The sequence below is a fragment of the Salmonella sp. SAL04157 genome (assembly GCF_046551635.1).
Lineage (GTDB): Bacteria > Pseudomonadota > Gammaproteobacteria > Enterobacterales > Enterobacteriaceae > Salmonella > Salmonella enterica.
Genome location: NZ_JBGDVS010000001.1, coordinates 447,205 through 464,522, shown reverse-complemented (window position 1 = coordinate 464,522; position 17,318 = coordinate 447,205). Strand labels below are relative to the sequence as shown.

18 protein-coding genes and 1 pseudogene are annotated in these 17,318 nt (G+C 52.9%); 15 read left to right on the top strand and 4 right to left on the bottom strand.

Annotated features, from left to right (window positions below; translation table 11 throughout):
* Window positions 1-34 precede the first annotated feature (34 nt).
* The 3 genes from ACLJRE_RS02260 to ACLJRE_RS02250 form a co-directional block, all read right to left on the bottom strand.
* Window positions 35-919 carry an SDR family oxidoreductase gene (locus ACLJRE_RS02260; protein WP_000019041.1) on the bottom strand — a complete coding sequence of 295 codons (885 nt, stop codon included), beginning with the start codon at window positions 917-919 and terminating at the stop codon, window positions 35-37.
* A gap of 123 nt (window positions 920-1,042) precedes the next feature.
* A complete protein-coding gene (locus tag ACLJRE_RS02255) occupies window positions 1,043-1,447 on the bottom strand; it encodes a hypothetical protein (protein WP_000665657.1) in 405 nt (134 codons plus the stop codon).
* The gene (locus ACLJRE_RS02250; RefSeq protein WP_000936446.1) at window positions 1,434-1,844 is read right to left on the bottom strand and encodes a hypothetical protein; all 411 of its coding nucleotides are present in this window, start codon (window positions 1,842-1,844) and stop codon (window positions 1,434-1,436) included. Before ACLJRE_RS02250 ends, ACLJRE_RS02255 begins: the two co-directional genes overlap by 14 nt.
* A gap of 103 nt (window positions 1,845-1,947) precedes the next feature.
* Here ACLJRE_RS02250 and ACLJRE_RS02245 point away from each other — a divergent pair, with 103 nt between their 5' ends.
* From ACLJRE_RS02245 to ACLJRE_RS02180, 14 genes and pseudogenes are all read left to right on the top strand, one after another.
* Window positions 1,948-2,451 carry an ESA_00282 family adhesion-associated protein gene (locus tag ACLJRE_RS02245; RefSeq protein ID WP_023212696.1) on the top strand — a complete coding sequence of 168 codons (504 nt, stop codon included), beginning with the start codon at window positions 1,948-1,950 and terminating at the stop codon, window positions 2,449-2,451.
* 217 nt (window positions 2,452-2,668) lie between these two features.
* Window positions 2,669-3,163 (top strand): TIGR00645 family protein, encoded by a 495-nt coding sequence (locus tag ACLJRE_RS02240; protein ID WP_000439335.1) that lies wholly within the window; start codon window positions 2,669-2,671, stop codon window positions 3,161-3,163.
* 306 nt (window positions 3,164-3,469) lie between these two features.
* Window positions 3,470-5,113 (top strand): methyl-accepting chemotaxis protein, encoded by a 1,644-nt coding sequence (locus tag ACLJRE_RS02235; protein WP_001238425.1) that lies wholly within the window; start codon window positions 3,470-3,472, stop codon window positions 5,111-5,113.
* Window positions 5,114-5,197: 84 nt separating this feature from the next.
* Window positions 5,198-5,485, top strand: coding sequence for a DUF2623 family protein (locus ACLJRE_RS02230; RefSeq protein WP_001059119.1), 288 nt, complete (start codon window positions 5,198-5,200; stop codon window positions 5,483-5,485).
* 189 nt (window positions 5,486-5,674) lie between these two features.
* Entirely contained in the window at window positions 5,675-6,793 is a 1,119-nt protein-coding gene (gene hybO / locus ACLJRE_RS02225) for a hydrogenase 2 small subunit (RefSeq protein WP_000145429.1), read from the top strand.
* 2 nt (window positions 6,794-6,795) lie between these two features.
* Entirely contained in the window at window positions 6,796-7,782 is a 987-nt protein-coding gene (gene hybA, locus ACLJRE_RS02220) for a hydrogenase 2 operon protein HybA (RefSeq protein ID WP_023196833.1), read from the top strand.
* Window positions 7,772-8,950, top strand: a complete 1,179-nt coding sequence (gene hybB / locus ACLJRE_RS02215) for a Ni/Fe-hydrogenase cytochrome b subunit (RefSeq protein ID WP_000017679.1) — start codon at window positions 7,772-7,774, stop codon at window positions 8,948-8,950. The genes hybA and hybB overlap by 11 nt, the downstream gene beginning before the upstream one ends.
* Window positions 8,947-10,650, top strand: coding sequence for a hydrogenase 2 large subunit (hybC, locus tag ACLJRE_RS02210; protein WP_000083045.1), 1,704 nt, complete (start codon window positions 8,947-8,949; stop codon window positions 10,648-10,650). Before hybB ends, hybC begins: the two co-directional genes overlap by 4 nt.
* Window positions 10,650-11,144, top strand: coding sequence for a HyaD/HybD family hydrogenase maturation endopeptidase (locus ACLJRE_RS02205; RefSeq protein ID WP_001221962.1), 495 nt, complete (start codon window positions 10,650-10,652; stop codon window positions 11,142-11,144). The genes hybC and ACLJRE_RS02205 overlap by 1 nt, the downstream gene beginning before the upstream one ends.
* Window positions 11,137-11,626: pseudogene (hybE, locus tag ACLJRE_RS02200) on the top strand (hydrogenase-2 assembly chaperone). The gene ACLJRE_RS02205 and the pseudogene hybE overlap by 8 nt, the downstream one beginning before the upstream one ends.
* A complete protein-coding gene (hypA, locus tag ACLJRE_RS02195; RefSeq protein WP_000544945.1) occupies window positions 11,619-11,960 on the top strand; it encodes a hydrogenase maturation nickel metallochaperone HypA in 342 nt (113 codons plus the stop codon). Before hybE ends, hypA begins: the two are co-directional and overlap by 8 nt.
* Window positions 11,961-11,987: 27 nt before the next feature.
* On the top strand, window positions 11,988-12,236 hold the full coding sequence (gene hybG, locus ACLJRE_RS02190; protein WP_000334890.1) for a hydrogenase maturation factor HybG: 249 nt from the start codon (window positions 11,988-11,990) through the stop codon (window positions 12,234-12,236).
* A 75-nt stretch (window positions 12,237-12,311) separates the two neighbouring features.
* On the top strand, window positions 12,312-13,364 hold the full coding sequence (locus ACLJRE_RS02185) for an ABC transporter substrate-binding protein (protein WP_001032017.1): 1,053 nt from the start codon (window positions 12,312-12,314) through the stop codon (window positions 13,362-13,364).
* Window positions 13,364-14,074, top strand: a complete 711-nt coding sequence (locus ACLJRE_RS02180; protein WP_023212697.1) for a molybdate ABC transporter substrate-binding protein — start codon at window positions 13,364-13,366, stop codon at window positions 14,072-14,074. The genes ACLJRE_RS02185 and ACLJRE_RS02180 overlap by 1 nt, the downstream gene beginning before the upstream one ends.
* Window positions 14,075-14,141: 67 nt before the next feature.
* Here ACLJRE_RS02180 and yghU read toward each other — a convergent pair whose 3' ends face one another.
* Window positions 14,142-15,008, bottom strand: a complete 867-nt coding sequence (yghU, locus tag ACLJRE_RS02175; protein ID WP_000774852.1) for a glutathione-dependent disulfide-bond oxidoreductase — start codon at window positions 15,006-15,008, stop codon at window positions 14,142-14,144.
* A 226-nt stretch (window positions 15,009-15,234) separates the two neighbouring features.
* Here yghU and gss point away from each other — a divergent pair, with 226 nt between their 5' ends.
* On the top strand, window positions 15,235-17,091 hold the full coding sequence (gss, locus tag ACLJRE_RS02170; protein WP_023212698.1) for a bifunctional glutathionylspermidine amidase/synthase: 1,857 nt from the start codon (window positions 15,235-15,237) through the stop codon (window positions 17,089-17,091).
* Window positions 17,092-17,318: the final 227 nt, after the last annotated feature.

Here is a 17,318-nt window from a genome sequence, read left to right as displayed (position 1 = left end):
AACAGAAGTGCGCCATCTTAATCGACTTCATGCGTTAGCCTAAATGTTCCCCGCCGCACACGCCGTGCACTTCTGCGGTAACGTAACTGGATTCCTGGCTTGCCAGATAGACATACACCGGCGCCAGCTCTGCCGGTTGGCCGGCCCGCTTCATTGGCGTCTGCTGACCAAACTGCGGAATTTTATCCTGTGTTTGACCGCCGGAAATTTGCAGCGCTGTCCAGATAGGACCAGGCGCGACAATATTCACACGGATTCCTTTTTCCGCCACCTGTTTCGCCAGGCCACGGCTGTAATTGAGGATTGCCGCCTTGGTTGCCGCATAATCCAGCAGGTGCGGACTGGGCTGATACGCCTGGATAGACGACGTTGTGATAATACTGGCGCCTTTTGGCAGCAGCGGAATTGCTTCCTGGGTTATCCAGAACAGGGCAAAAACGTTAACGGCGAAGGTTTGCTGAAATTGCTCGCTGGTCAGATCTTTTATCTCCGGGATTGCCGTCTGTTTACCGGCCACCAGCGCCAGAATGTCCAGCCCGCCCAGCGCTTCACGCGCCTTATGGACCAGCGAACGGGCGAAAGATTCGTCGCTAAGATCGCCTGGCAATAACACCGCTTTACGGCCGCACTCCTCAATCAGCGCTTTAACCTGCTGGGCGTCCTCTTCTTCCGCTGGCAGATAGTTGATCGCGACATCCGCGCCTTCACGCGCGTAAGCGATAGCTGCAGCGCGCCCAATCCCGGAGTCGCCCCCTGTCACCAGCGCCTTACGATCTGTAAGCCGACCACTGCCGACATAACTTTTTTCGCCACAGTCAGGAACAGGCGTCATTTTCGCCTGGACGCCGGGCGCCGGCTGTTTTTGCTTAGGATATTCGCCGGTGTAATACTGCGTGGTAGGGTCGTATAGATGAGACATTGAGCTTCTCCCTTCAGGTTGAACACCCTTTAAGCGTAGACACTTTTACTACCGTAAGAGGGAGAATCAGAACGATCCTTATGCTTCGCCCGTATTCACAACAGAGTTAACTAGCCATGAAGGTTATTTTTCTTGCCGTGCGACGGTGGTGACGTTGCGCGTCCGGTAGTCGCCATCGGAAAGCTTACGCGTCAGACGTAGGGTTGCCGTCTCGCGAGCCAGCAGATGCTGCCAGTCACTTTCAAGACGAGACATAATTTTGTCTCGTAATTCAGGATGCTGCTCGATAATGGCATTGATGGTCGCGCCATAAATCTCCTCTTTGACCTGTAACGCATACATCTCCCGTCGGTTTTGCCACTTCAGGCGTACTAACGCCGCCGGTATGGATACCACCTCCTGCGTTACCTTTTCCAGGGTGGCATTTTTACTGGCGATTAGCGCTGCAAGATTTTGCTTTAAGATAAATTCATCACTTTTATGGTTGTCTAAAGCCAAATAAACGTTATTGTCTTCAACTTCTTTCATCTTTATCTTCCAGTGAATAAAATAGCGGCATATTGGTTTCGCGAGTGATTAAATTAAGCCAAATGGCATTGCCTTTTTCATTTATCATTGCGGTTTTATCCGCCAGTATTTTACTTAGCGTTTGGGCATCAATATCGCCTTCTGCCTGTAGTGCGTTTATCAGGCGGGCAAATGTTTCAATTTTAGCCACACAATACAGACGTTCTTTAATATGACGGTCGCGTTCTTCAAATAATACGTTTCTGTGTTGCCCGGCAGCGTTAGCGCTAATTAAAATATCGGGCTCGTAATCGCTGAGTTTTGTCTTTCCCTTAGGCAAATTTTTACTGTTTTCTGTGGCTTCAGGGGGCGGCGATGACAGGCGAAAATGAGAGGAAACCAGATGCTCAGGAAGCATGACTAAATATCCTTTACGATCAGTGGTATACTATTTTTAATAGTGTAGGTTTCGTTGACAATAACATGGTGTAATTTTAAAATCAAAAAAAATGGAGCCTGCTATGAACAGTATTTTTTATTCTGTTATTATATTGCTATTACTGACCGGCGCGATACTCTTCCTGATGTGGGAGGTTAATAAAAAACGTCCTGGTGGAAAAATCGTAAATTTAAATCAAACTGAACCCATGACAAAGGAAGAGGGCGAAGATCATTTCTCAGTATTAATGAATTCGATAACGCCGGTATGGTACTGGCGCGTTAACCATGAATATATCGATTTCCTTCATGCAACGATAAAACGAATGACAATGACTGAGTTGAATGAAACGCCTGGATTATTTGACGCACAGCGTCGTTGCAGCGACCTTAACTCTGCCGTTTATAAGTATTACGACAATATTAAGAAGCGTTGTCTGAACGGAGAAAAGGTGCCGTATTCGGATTTGGACGTCCTTAATTTACGCCAGTGTTTTCGTGAGTTCAGTCTTGAAGCCTACCCGGCGTTGGTCGCGCTGGTATGGCCGGAATATCAGCGTCCACAGGTTAAAGCGGATGAGATTTAGAGCCTATCCCATTAGGGCTATTTTACTTGCCATTTTGGACCTGGGCAGTGCTCAAAATCCTCACGTACTACGTGTACGCTCCGGTTTTTGCGCGCTGTCCGTGTCCAAACTGGCTGCGCCAATAACGCCTGGTGGGATAGGCTCTTAACTGCATGTTGATCTGATGTTGCATGGTTGAGATATACTGTTGCTGATTTTAGTTACCTGACAGGTCCCTATGGAACGCTTTCTTGAAAATGTAATGTATGCGTCTCGCTGGCTGCTCGCGCCAGTGTATTTTGGCCTCTCTTTGGCGCTGATCGCTTTAGCGCTAAAATTTTTCCAGGAAATTCTACACGTTCTGCCGAACGTTTTTGCCCTGGCGGAGGCCGATCTGATCCTGGTGCTGTTATCGCTGGTTGATATGACTCTGGTTGGCGGATTGCTGGTAATGGTCATGTTCTCCGGGTATGAAAACTTTGTCTCTCAGCTGGATATCTCTGCGGGCAAGGAGAAGCTGAACTGGCTGGGGAAAATGGATGCGACTTCGCTAAAAAATAAGGTGGCGGCATCGATAGTCGCTATCTCTTCCATTCACCTGTTACGCGTGTTTATGGACGCGAAAAACGTCCCGGATAACAAATTAATGTGGTATGTCATCATCCATCTGACCTTTGTCCTGTCGGCGTTCGTGATGGGCTATCTGGACAGATTGACGCGGCATAACCATTGAGCCGCCGTCAACGGCGGGGCAGTCGGGCAAAGGACACTGAGCCCGGCTGTAAAACAGCACTTCTTTAACGGCGGATAACCGCCTCCCTGCAGCCTTACGCAATATTTTTACTACATCTATTCATTTACCCAGTAATAAGACTAAAAGATTTTCTCTGCGTTCACAGATATATAACATCTGCGGGTACGTGAACGGCGATAACTGTAAAAAAATGGAGAATGCATTATATATTCTCCGCGCCTTGCCGATAACGAGAGTGCGTCATCGTCTGATGACTAATCTCTTATATTCAGCAAGGAAATTCATATGCGTTTGCTGCAAAACTTTACTATTCGTATGGTCATGCTGACGATACTGGGACTTTTTTGTCTACTCTGGTCGGGGGTGGGGTTATACAGCGTCCATGCTTTATCCGAAGTTTCGGAAGGAAATGATATTGACCGGCATCTTGTGCGGCAAATGACGGTGCTAAGCCAGGGTAACGATCAATATTTCCGCTTTGTTACCCGCCTTAGCCGCGCGATGGATGTAAAAATCGGCGGCGGCACGCCCGATTTTGCGCCCGCCCGGCAGTCGCTCGAGAATATGCGTCAGAAGCTGGAGGAGATGAAAGCGCTATCGCCAGGGCCGATGAACCCTGATATCTCAAGGGAGGTCTTGTCCAACTGGCAGGCCTTGCTGGAGAAAGGCGTCGTTCCTCAAATGCAACTGGCGCAGCAAGGATCGCTGGCCGCCTGGAGCGAACATGCCAGTACGGTCACGCCCGCACTCAGTCGCGCGTTCGGCGCCAGCGCGGAACGGTTTAGTCATGAAGCTGGCGCCATGCTGGATAACACCCGCGTAATGGTCGATGGTAAAACCTATACCATCCGCATCCTGCTTATCACGGCGGTGATTCTGGGCATTGCCATCCTGATTTTTACCGATCGCTATCTGGTTGCAATGATGGTGAAACCGCTGGAGCGCATCCGCCAGCAATTTCAGCGCATCGCGCAAGGCGATCTTAGCCAGCCGATTGAAGCGTTGGGGCGTAACTGCGTAGGCCGGTTGGTGCCGCTACTGCGCGCGATGCAGGACAGTTTACGCGAAGCCGTGAGTACGATCCGCGCCGGAAGTGACAATATCTGGCGCGGCGCGACGGAAATTTCTACCGGTAATAACGATCTCTCTTCCCGAACGGAAGAACAGGCCGCCGCGCTGGAAGAAACTGCCGCCAGCATGGAACAGCTTACCGCAACGGTGAAAATGAACGCCGAACACGCCCGCCAGGCGAGTCAGCTTGCGGATGCCGCCTCGCTAACGGCAGGAAAAGGCGGTGAACTGGTTTCCGATGTGGTAGAAACAATGGACGGCATTTCCGCCAGTTCGCAGCAGATCGCCGAAATTACTACCGTGATTAATAGTATTGCTTTCCAGACCAATATTCTGGCCTTGAACGCAGCGGTAGAAGCGGCCAGAGCGGGCGAGCAGGGACGCGGCTTCGCGGTGGTCGCCGGTGAGGTACGTAACCTGGCCAGCCGCAGCGCGGGGGCGGCGAAAGAAATTGAAGCCTTAATTGGCGAATCGGTACGTCGCGTAGCGCAGGGCGCGCAGTTGGTCCAGGAGACCGGCGCGACGATGGACGCCATCCTGCGCGGCGTCACGGAAGTGACGACGATTATGAAACAGATCGCGTCCGCCTCCGAAGAGCAGAGTAAAGGTATCTCTCAGGTTGGCGTGGCGATCACGCAAATGGATAGCGTTACGCAACAAAACGCCGCGCTGGTTGAGCAGGTTTCCGCGGCGGCGGCGGCGCTGGAACGGCAGACGGAGGATTTGCAACGCTCCGTACAGCAGTTCCGGCTTTCCGCTAGTGAGCCGCAACAATGCGTAACGGCGAAAGCGGCGCCTGGCGTTCAGAGAATGGCGTCGGCTCCCGCACAGTCTACTGATGAATGGGTTTCCTTCTGATGTGAAGCAAAAAAGCGCGTAATGCGCTGGCCTTCATTTAATCAGTCGCTATATAATTTATTATATAGCGACTAAGGAGGTCAGATGAATAATCATTTTGGGAAAGGGTTAATGGCCGGGTTGCACGCGCCATATGCATATAGCGCGCATCATGCGGTGAATTTCTGTTCTGAGTATAAACGTGGCTTTGTATTGGGTTTTACACACCGTATGTTCGAAAAGACCGGCGATCGTCAACTTAGCGCGTGGGAGGCCGGAATTCTGACGCGTCGCTATGGTCTGGATAAAGAAATGGTGATGGATTTCTTTAAAGAGAATCATTCCGGGATGGCGGTTCGCTTCTTTATGGCCGGTTATCGACTCGAAGGTTGATCCAACAGGGGTATTATCTTGCTTTAATTAATTACACTATCGCCTCTTCCCTTCGTTTTACTGTTCCGTCGAAGTATTATGGCGCACATAACCATAAAAAAAGTGTGGTAAATGGCGTACCGATCGCAATAACTTCTTCGCGAACAGTGCAAAATAAAAGCCAGGTCTTCGTAACGGAATAACTATAAAATGACTGGAGATAATACTCTCATCACTTCTCACGGCATTAACCGTCGTGATTTCATGAAGCTTTGTGCAGCACTGGCCGCTACTATGGGGCTCAGTAGCAAAGCCGCCGCAGAAATGGCAGAATCGGTATCCAATCCACAGCGTCCGCCCGTTATCTGGATTGGCGCTCAGGAGTGTACCGGTTGTACCGAATCACTGCTTCGTGCTACACACCCAACCGTTGAAAACCTCGTTCTGGAGACCATCTCTCTGGAATACCACGAGGTACTTTCCGCCGCATTCGGTCACCAGGTCGAAGAAAACAAACATAACGCTCTGGAGAAGTATAAAGGGCAATATGTTCTGGTGGTGGATGGTTCTATCCCACTAAAAGATAACGGTATCTACTGCATGGTTGCCGGCGAGCCGATCGTGGATCACATCCGCAAAGCCGCCGACGGCGCAGCTGCGATTATCGCTATCGGTTCCTGCTCGGCATGGGGCGGCGTTGCTGCGGCTGGCGTAAACCCAACCGGCGCTGTCAGTCTGCAGGAAGTCTTACCGGGCAAAACGGTTATCAATATTCCAGGTTGTCCGCCAAACCCGCATAACTTCCTGGCGACCGTCGCGCATATCATCACTTACGGCACGCCGCCGAAGCTGGATGCGAAAAATCGTCCAACCTTTGCCTATGGCCGTCTGATTCATGAGCATTGCGAACGTCGTCCACACTTCGACGCAGGCCGTTTTGCCAAAGAATTTGGCGACGAAGGCCACCGTCAGGGCTGGTGTCTCTACCATCTTGGCTGTAAAGGGCCGGAAACCTGGGGCAACTGTTCTACGTTACAGTTCTGTGACGTTGGCGGCGTCTGGCCAGTGGCGATCGGTCATCCTTGCTATGGCTGTAACGAAGAAGGTATCGGCTTCCATAAGGGCATTCACCAGCTTGCTCATGTCGAAAACCAAACTCCGCGTTCAGAGAAACCTGACGTCAATATGAAAGAAGGCGGCAATATCTCTGCGGGCGCTGTCGGTCTGCTTGGCGGCGTAGTCGGTCTGGTTGCCGGCGTCAGCGTGATGGCGGTACGTGAACTGGGGCGTCAGCAAAAGAAAGATAACGCTGACTCACGGGGAGAATAACCGTGAACAGACGTGACTTTATTAAAGCAGCCTCCGGTGGAGCATTGCTGTTGGGCGCCGCGCCGTCTGTCAGCCATGCGGCTGCAGAAAACCGTCCGCCGATTCCAGGTTCGCTGGGCATGCTGTATGACTCCACTCTGTGCGTGGGCTGTCAGGCCTGCGTCACAAAGTGTCAGGATATCAACTTCCCGGCGCGTAACCCGGAAGGGGAGCAGACCTGGTCGAACAACGACAAGCTGTCGCCGTATACCAATAACATTATCCAGGTATGGCGTAGCGGCACGGGCGTGAACAAAGATCAGGAAGAGAACGGCTATGCCTACATCAAGAAACAGTGTATGCACTGCGTTGATCCTAACTGCGTTTCCGTTTGCCCGGTGTCGGCGCTGAAAAAAGATCCGAAAACCGGCATCGTCCACTATGACAAAGATGTCTGCACCGGCTGCCGTTACTGTATGGTTGCCTGCCCGTACAACGTACCTAAGTACGACTACAACAACCCGTTTGGCGCGCTTCACAAGTGTGAGTTGTGTAACCAGAAAGGCGTTGAGCGTCTGGATAAAGGCGGTTTGCCTGGGTGTGTGGAAGTTTGTCCGGCAGGGGCCGTCATTTTCGGTACTCGTGAAGAGCTGATGGCGGAAGCGAAAAAACGTCTGGCCCTCAAACCAGGCAGTGAATATAACTATCCGCGCCAGACGTTGAAAACGGACGACACCTATCTGCATACGGTGCCTAAATACTACCCACACCTCTACGGTGAAAAAGAGGGCGGTGGTACTCAGGTGCTGGTGCTGACAGGCGTTCCTTATGAAGATCTGGATCTGCCGAAGCTGGATGACCTTTCAACCGGAGCGCGCTCCGAGCATGTTCAACACACGCTTTATAAAGGCATGATACTACCCCTGGCTGCGCTGGCGGGCTTAACCGTGCTGGTTCGTCGTAATAGCAAAAACGACCATCACGATGGAGGAGACGATCATGAGTCATGATCCAAAACCGCTGGGCGGAAAAATCATCAGTAAACCGGTCATTATTTTTGGACCGTTAATCGTCCTGTGTATGCTCCTTATCGTGAAGCGTCTGGTCTTCGGGTTGGGCTCCGTTTCCGACCTGAACGGCGGTTTCCCGTGGGGCGTCTGGATTGCCTTTGACCTGTTGATCGGCACCGGCTTTGCCTGCGGTGGTTGGGCGTTGGCATGGGCGGTGTATGTCTTTAACCGTGGGCAATACCATCCGTTGGTGCGCCCGGCGTTGCTGGCAAGCTTGTTTGGTTACTCGCTGGGCGGCCTGTCGATCACTATCGACGTCGGTCGTTACTGGAACCTGCCGTACTTCTACATTCCAGGTCACTTCAACGTGAACTCGGTACTGTTTGAGACGGCGGTCTGTATGACCATCTACATCGGCGTGATGGCGCTGGAGTTTGCGCCTGCCCTGTTTGAACGTCTGGGCTGGAAAGTGTCGCTCAAGCGTCTGAATAAGGTGATGTTCTTTATTATCGCGCTGGGCGCGCTGCTGCCGACGATGCACCAGTCCTCAATGGGGTCATTGATGATCTCGGCGGGCTATAAAGTGCATCCGCTATGGCAAAGCTATGAAATGCTGCCGCTGTTCTCGGTTCTGACCGCGTTTATCATGGGCTTCTCTATTGTCATATTTGAGGGTTCGCTGGTTCAGGCAGGCCTGAAAGGAAACGGTCCGGATGAGAAAAATTTGTTTGTTAAGCTGACGAATACCATCAGCGTGCTGCTGGCGATTTTCGTCGTCCTGCGCTTTGGCGAACTGATTTATCGCGACAAGCTGTCCTATGCGTTTGCCGGCGATTTTTACTCCGTCATGTTCTGGATTGAAGTCGTCCTGATGGTCTTCCCGTTAGTGGTGCTGCGTGTGGCGAAACTGCGTAATGACTCTCGTATGCTGTACCTGTCGGCGCTGAGCGCGCTGTTGGGCTGCGCGACGTGGCGTCTGACCTATTCGCTGGTGGCATTCAACCCGGGTGGCGGCTACCACTACTTCCCAACCTGGGAAGAATTGTTGATTTCTATTGGTTTTGTGGCTATTGAGATTTGTGCATACATCGTACTCATTCGTCTACTGCCGATACTTCCTCCTTTAAAACAAAACGATCATAATCGTCATGAGGCGAGCAAAGCATGAGCCAGAGAATTACTATTGATCCGGTAACCCGTATTGAGGGTCATTTACGCATTGACTGCGAAATTGAGAACGGCGTCGTATCCAAAGCATGGGCGTCCGGCACCATGTGGCGCGGTATGGAAGAGATCGTGAAGAACCGCGATCCGCGCGATGCGTGGATGATTGTGCAGCGTATTTGCGGCGTTTGTACGACAACTCACGCGATCTCCTCCGTTCGTGCGGCAGAAAGCGCGCTGAATATTGATGTTCCCGTCAACGCGCAGTATATCCGTAATATTATTCTGGCGGCGCATACCACCCATGACCACATTGTCCATTTCTACCAGCTCTCTGCGCTGGACTGGGTGGACATTACCTCTGCGCTGAAAGCCGATCCGGAAAAAGCTTCTGCGATGCTGGATGGCGTGTCGAGCTGGCACCTGAACAGCGCGCAAGAGTTCACGAAAGTTCAGAACAAGATCAAGGATCTTGTCGCCAGCGGTCAATTAGGTATTTTCGCCAATGGCTACTGGGGGCACCCGGCAATGCAGTTACCGCCGGAGGTCAACCTGATTGCGGTCGCCCACTATCTGCAGGCGCTGGAATGTCAGCGTGACGCTAACCGCGTGGTGGCGTTGCTGGGCGGTAAATCGCCGCATATCCAGAACCTGGCGGTCGGTGGGGTGGCGAACCCGATCAATCTCGACAGCATCGGTACGTTGAACCTTGAACGCCTGATGTACATCAAATCGTTTATCGATAAGCTGAGCGATTTTGTCGAGCAGGTGTATAAAGTGGATACCGCAGTCATCGCGGCCTACTATCCGGAATGGCTGGAGCGCGGCAAAGGCGCGGTGAACTACCTGAGCGCGCCGGAATTCCCGACCGACGGTAAAAACGGCAGTTTCCTGTTCCCGGGCGGTTACATTACCAATGCCGATCTGTCGACATACCGTCCGATCACCTCTCACTCCGACGAGTTCCTGATTAAAGGTATTCAGGAGAGCGCGAAGCACGCCTGGTACAAAGATGAAGCGCCGCAGGCGCCGTGGGAAGGCACCACGATCCCGGCTTACGACGGTTGGTCGGATGACGGTAAATACTCGTGGGTCAAGTCGCCGACATTCTACGGCAAAACCGTTGAAGTCGGGCCGCTGGCGAACATGCTGTGTAAACTGGCTGCAGGCCGTGAATCCACGCAGACCAAGCTCAATGAAATCATTGCGCTTTATCAGAAGCTGACCGGCAAAACGCTGGAAATGGCGCAACTTCACTCTACGCTGGGTCGTATCATCGGGCGTACCGTTCACTGTTGTGAACTGCAAAACGTATTGCAGGATCAATACAACGCGCTGATTGTAAATATCGGCAAAGGCGATTACACCACGTTTGTGAAGCCGAACATTCCGGCGACGGGCGAGTTCAAAGGCGTGGGCTTCCTGGAGGCGCCGCGCGGTATGCTGTCTCACTGGATGGTGATTAAAGACGGCATTATCAGTAACTATCAGGCGGTGGTGCCATCGACCTGGAACTCAGGTCCGCGTAACTTCAACGATGACGTGGGGCCGTACGAACAGTCGCTGGTCGGTACGCCGATCGCCGATCCGGCGAAGCCGCTGGAAGTGGTACGTACCATCCACTCCTTCGACCCTTGCATGGCGTGCGCGGTACACGTGGTGGACGCCGATGGCAATGAAGTGGTCTCGGTGAAGGTTTTGTAATGCGGATATTAGTCTTAGGGGTCGGCAATATTTTGCTGACCGATGAAGCCATCGGGGTGCGTATTGTTGAAGCGTTAGAGCAACGATACACCCTGCCGGATTTCGTTGAGATTCTGGATGGCGGTACGGCGGGAATGGAACTTCTTGGCGATATGGCGAGTCGGGATCATTTGATCATTGCCGACGCCATCGTGTCGAAAAAGAACGCGCCGGGAACCATTATGGTACTGCGCGACGATGAAGTTCCGGCGCTGTTCACCAACAAAATCTCCCCCCATCAGCTTGGACTGGCCGACGTATTGTCGGCCCTCCGCTTTACCGGCGAGTTTCCGAAGAAACTGACCCTGGTCGGCGTTATTCCACAGTCGCTGGAACCGCACATCGGCTTAACGCCAACCGTCGAGGCGATGATTGAACCTGCGCTTGAGCAGGTTCTTGCTGCGCTGCGTGAATCCGGCGTCGAAGCAATTCCTAAGGAGACGGCGCATGTCTGAAACGTTTTCCGGATTCGACACGGCGCCCGTCGCCCGGGTTCAGGCGGCGTTTGAAGAGATAGCCCATCGTTCGATGCACGATCTTTCGTTTCTGCATCCGACTATGCCTGTGCATGTCTCTGATTTTACGTTGTTTGAAGGACAATGGACGGGCACGGTAATTACGCCGTGGATGTTAAGCGCATTAATCTTCCCTGGCCCGGACCAGATCTGGCCCGGGCGTACCGTCGGTGAAAAACTCGGTCTGCAACTGCCTTATGGCACGATGACCTTTACCGTTGGCGAACTGGAAGGCGTTTCGCAATATCTTGCCTGCTCGTTGATGTCACCGCTTTCCCGTAGCCTGTCGCCGGAAGAGGGCGTCCGGCTGGCGGATGACTGCGCGCGGATGCTGTTATCCCTGCCGGTAAGCAATCCTGATGCGCCGCAGACAAGCCGGCGCGCGTTGCTGTTTGGCCGTTCGGAGCTGTGAGAATGCATGAGCTGTCTCTTTGCCAAAGCGCCGTTGAAATTATTCAGCAGCAGGCAGAACAGCACGGCGTGGCGCGCGTCACCGGCGTATGGCTGGAGATAGGCGCGCTTTCGTGCGTTGAAGAGCGCGCGGTTCGTTTCAGCTTTGACATCGCCTGCCAGGGGACTTTAGCGCAAGGGTGCGAATTGCACATCGACTACAGACCGGCCCAGGCCTGGTGCTGGGATTGCAGTCAGGTGGTGGAAATTCTCAGGCATGACGCGCAATGTCCGCATTGTCATGGCGATCGCCTGCGGGTGGATACCGGCGATTCGTTGAAAGTAAAAAGTATTGAGGTCGAATAACCCGCATTTTATTTCAGGTGGTTAATTATGTGTATTGGCGTCCCCGGTCAGGTGCTGGCCGTCGGAGATGATATTCACCAGCTTGCGCAGGTGGAAGTGTGTGGCATCAAACGTGATGTCAATATTGCTCTGATTTGTGAAGGTAAGCCAGCCGAGCTAATAGGGCAATGGGTATTGGTACACGTTGGCTTTGCGATGAGCATCATTGACGAAGACGAAGCGAAAGCCACGTTAGATGCGCTGCGCCGCATGGAGTACGACATCACCAGCGCGTGATCCCTTAATCACCTCTGTTATATCGCTCTATAATCGTTGTATAATTATTTATATATCGATTATGGGGCGAAACCTATGAATAAATTTTTGCGCCAGCTCTCTCTGCTGGCGTTGCTTTTTTGCTGGCCGTTAATGTCACAGGCGGCACGTACTTTTACCGATCAACTTGGCCGCCAGGTCACGGTTCCCGACACCGTCGACAGAGTGGTGGTGCTCCAGCATCAAACGCTCAATCTCCTTGTACAGATGAATGCCACTGACAAAATCGTTGGGGTCATGGCGAACTGGAAACAGCAATTAGGCGACGGCTATGCGCGTCTGGCACCGGAACTGGCGCAAAAAGCCTCGCTGGGCGATCTAACGCACGTTGATCCTGAAAAACTGGTGGCGCTGCGCCCGCAGGTGGTGTTTGTCACGAATTACGCTCCACAGGAGATGATCGACAAGATCAGCCGTCTTGGCATTCCGGTGGTGGCGATTTCGCTGCGCCATGATGTTGCTGGCGAGCAGGCTAAAATGAACCCGACCCTGGCCGATGAAGAGCAGGCTTACAACCGCGGGCTGCGTGAAGGAATAACGCTGATTGGCGATATCGTCAATAAACCGCAGGAGGCGAAAGCGCTGATTGAGGCGATGGATAAAGGTCGCAAAATGGTCAGCGACCGTTTGCAGTCGGTTCCTGAAAATGAGCGGGTTCGCGCCTATATGGCGAATCCGGAGCTGACCACCTACGGTTCCGGTAAATATACCGGTCTGATGATGGCCCATGCGGGGGCGCTGAATGTAGCGGCATCCTCGGTGAAAGGCTTTAAGCAGGTGACAATGGAGCAGGTGATCGCCTGGGATCCACAGGTGATCTTTGTCCAGAATCGCTATCCGAAGGTCGTCAATGAGATCCTGCACAATCCCCAGTGGCAGGTCATTGACGCGGTGAAGCATCATCGGGTTTACCTGATGCCGGATTATGCCAAAGCCTGGGGATATCCGATGCCGGAGGCGGTGGGAATCGGCGAACTGTGGATGGCGAAAAAACTCTATCCGGAAAAATTCCACGATATTGACATGCAAAAGGCCGCTAACGACTGGTATCAACGTTTTTACCGTACTGACTATCAGGGCGTACAGTGATGCGAATACTGGCTGCGGGGAGCTTGCGTGTCGTTTGGCCGCAGCTAATGGCGGCGTTTCAGGCGGATGCGGTATGTGATTTCGGTCCGGCGGGGTTGTTACGTGAACGCATCGAAGCGGGCGAAGCGTGCGACTTTTTTGCTTCGGCGAACCTGGCGCATCCGCAGGCGCTGCTGGAAAGCGGGCGGGCGCTGCGGGTCGCGCCTTTTACGACGAACCGTTTGTGTCTGAGCGTGCGGGCACAGGCGATGCGTGAAGGCGAGGACTGGCTGTCGCTGTTAACCCGGCGGGATCTGCGGATCGGCACCTCAACAGCAGGTTGCGATCCTTCCGGCGATTATACGCAGCAGCTTTTTTCGCGGATGGGCAAGGAGGGCGAAGCGGTCCGAAAACGCGCGGTAGCGCTGGTTGGCGGCAGGCAGACTTTGCCGTTACCGGCGGGTCGGCTGGCGGCGGAATGGCTCATCAATCATGATTACACCGATATCTTTATTGGCTATGCCAGCTATGCTCCAAGGCTACGGTTGGTTAATTCGCTGCGAGTGGTTGATATCCCGGAACCTTATAATCCCGTGGCTGAATATGGCTTTGCCTGCCTGAGCGAGCAGGGAAAAACGCTTGCCGACTTTTTACTATCAGCACGGGCGAGGTTGATTCTCATGCAACATGGGTTTAGTGAAGCGCCGCATATGACACACTCGCAGAACTGATAAGCGAAGCGTCAGCAGGGAATACCATGCCGGATGACGACATTACTACCTCATCCGGCATTATGGTTTAACTTTGACGTTTATCTTCGGTATGGTTTTCGAAGTCGCTGGCGTCATGGCGTTCGTGAAGCTGTTCGTTCAATGGGCCGTTGGTCCGGTTGACAATGCGCCCCCGCTTTACCGCCGGACGTTCGGCTACCTGTTTCGCCCAGCGTTGTACGTTTTGATAACTTCCGGCATCCAGAAACTCCGCTGCATCATAGACATTCCCCAGCACCACGTTGCCGAACCACGGCCAGATGGCCATATCGGCAATAGTGTACTCTTCTCCCGCGACATACGGGTGATGAGCTAACTGCTTATCCAGCACGTCCAGCAGACGCTTGGCTTCCATGGTGAAGCGATTAATGGCGTACTCAATTTTTACCGGCGCATAATGATAGAAATGACCGAAACCGCCACCGAGGAACGGCGCCGCGCCCTGTAGCCAGAACAACCAGTTAAGGGTTTCTGTGCGCTTAGCCAGATCCTGCGGCAGGAAATGGCCAAACTTATCCGCCAGATAAACAAGAATTGCGCCCGACTCAAAAACTCGAATCGGCGGGTTGTGTGAGTTATCGCGCAGCGCCGGGATTTTTGAGTTCGGATTGATGTCAACAAAGCCGCTGGAGAACTGATCGCCCTCGCCGATGCGAATCAACCAGGCGTCATATTCGGCGCCGGTCACGCCCAGCGCCAGGAGCTCTTCCAGCATAATGGTCACTTTCTGGCCGTTAGGCGTCCCCAGCGAATAAAGCTGTAACGGATGTTTGCCGACGGGCAGCGTTTTGTCGTGCGTCGGGCCGGAAACCGGGCGATTAATGTTAGCGAACGCGCCGCCGCCGGATTTATCCCACGTCCAGACTTTTGCGGGTTGATAAGTATTATCTGCCATATTGACCTGCCTTCACAGTGGTGGTGTTGAAGCAGTGTAGCAGCTTGCTAACCGGACATTTAACCGATTGGGACATTCCGGCGAGTGAAATTTTAACCTTCTGGCCTCAGTGTGCCTTATTGAGGTGTATGATTATGTCGACCTCTGTCCGGTTAGTGTCACAGAGCAGACAATCAGAGCGAAATTACGCCAGGCTGCTCAGGCGGTCTTGTTTTGAGGTAAGTGCATGAGCAAAGGAACCACCAGTCAGGATGCCCCCTTCGGGACATTATTGGGTTACGCCCCCGGCGGCGTAGCGATCTACTCTTCAGATTACAATTCCCTCGATCCGTGGGACGACGACGACGCAGCTTTTCGTAGCTACATCGACGATGAATACATGGGGCATAAATGGCAGTGCGTGGAATTTGCCCGCCGTTTTCTCTTTCTGAATTATGGCGTTGTTTTTACTGACGTCGGCATGGCCTGGGAAATCTTCTCGCTGCGTTTTCTGCGCGAGGTCGTGAATGACAATATTTTGCCTTTGCAGGCCTTCCCGAACGGTTCGCCGCGCGCGCCGGAGGCCGGGGCGCTGCTCATCTGGCAAAAGGGCGGCGAGTTTAACGAAACCGGGCACGTCGCGATTATCACCCAACTCCTGGATAACAAAATTCGTATTGCTGAGCAAAACGTTATCCACACGCCATTGCCGCCAGGGCAGCAGTGGACTCGCGAACTGGAAATGGTCGTAGAAAACGGGTGTTACACCCTGCGCGACACCTTTGATGACACGACGATTTTAGGCTGGATGATCCAGACCGACGACACGCAATACAGTTTGTCACAGCCTGACATCGCGAATCAGTCGCTGGCGATTCGCGGCGCAAGACTGCCAGAGAAAGGTCAGTTTGACGGTCAGTGGCTGGATGAGCGCGATCCGTTACAAAAAGCCTATGTACAGGCGAACGGACACGTTATCAATCAGGACCCGTACCAGTATTATACCATCACCGAGAGCGCTGAACAGGAGCTTATCAAAGCGACCAATGAGTTGCATTTGATGTACCTGCACGCTACGGACAAAGTTTTAAAAGACGATAATCTGCTGGCGCTATTCGATATCCCCAAAATTCTTTGGCCGCGTCTGCGCCTCTCCTGGCAGCGCCGTCGTCACCATATGATCACCGGTCGTATGGATTTCTGCATGGATGAACGCGGGCTGAAAGTCTATGAATACAATGCCGATTCCGCATCATGCCATACCGAAGCGGGATTAATTCTCGAAAAATGGGCTGAGCAGGGCTATACCGGTAAAGGGCATAACCCGGCAGAGGGCTTAATTAACGAGCTGGCAGGCGCCTGGAAACACAGTAAAGCGCGTCCTTTCGTCCATATCATGCAGGATGATGATATCGAGGAGGACTATCACGCGCAGTTTATGCAGCAGGCGCTGCATCAGGCCGGCTTCGCGAGCAAAATTCTCCGCGGGCTGGGCGAGTTGCGCTGGGATGACGCCGGGCAGTTGATCGATGGCGACGGACGGCTGGTGAATTGTGTCTGGAAAACCTGGGCGTGGGAAACGGCGATGGAGCAGATACGCGAAGTCAGCGAGACGGAGTACGCCGCAGTGCCTATTCGTACCGGGCACCCGGAAAATGAAGTCCGGCTGATTGATGTATTACTGCGCCCGGAAGTGTTGGTGTTTGAACCGCTGTGGACGGTGATCCCGGGTAACAAAGCGATCCTGCCCATCCTGTGGTCGCTCTTCCCACATCATCGCTATTTGCTCGACACGGATTTTACCGTTAACGATGAGCTGGTGCAGACCGGCTATGCGGTAAAACCGATTGCCGGACGTTGCGGTAGTAATATTGATTTGGTGAGTCATCAGGAAGAACTCCTGGATAAAACCAGTGGCAAGTTCGCCACGCAGAAAAATATCTATCAGCAGTTGTGGTGCCTGCCGAAGGTCGCCGGGAAGTATATTCAGGTCTGTACGTTTACCGTGGGCGGTAACTACGGCGGTACGTGCCTGCGCGGCGATGATTCATTAGTCATTAAAAAAGAGAGCGATATTGAACCGTTAATCGTCATCAAAGCGTAACGGGGTCATTCTCGTCGGGATATCGGCGTTGGTGCCGATATCCCGCCTGTTGTGTTTACCAGCGAACGGCTGTCAGCCTGACATTTACTGGTAACATATGAGAAATAATATCACAAATTATTCTTAACTTTTCTGACGCAGGCGGTGACGCTCGCCGCGTTGGCGCATCCGTTTCCTGATTTTCGACTACTCGATACTTTTTGCGGCTGGTTACGCCGCCCCTATCC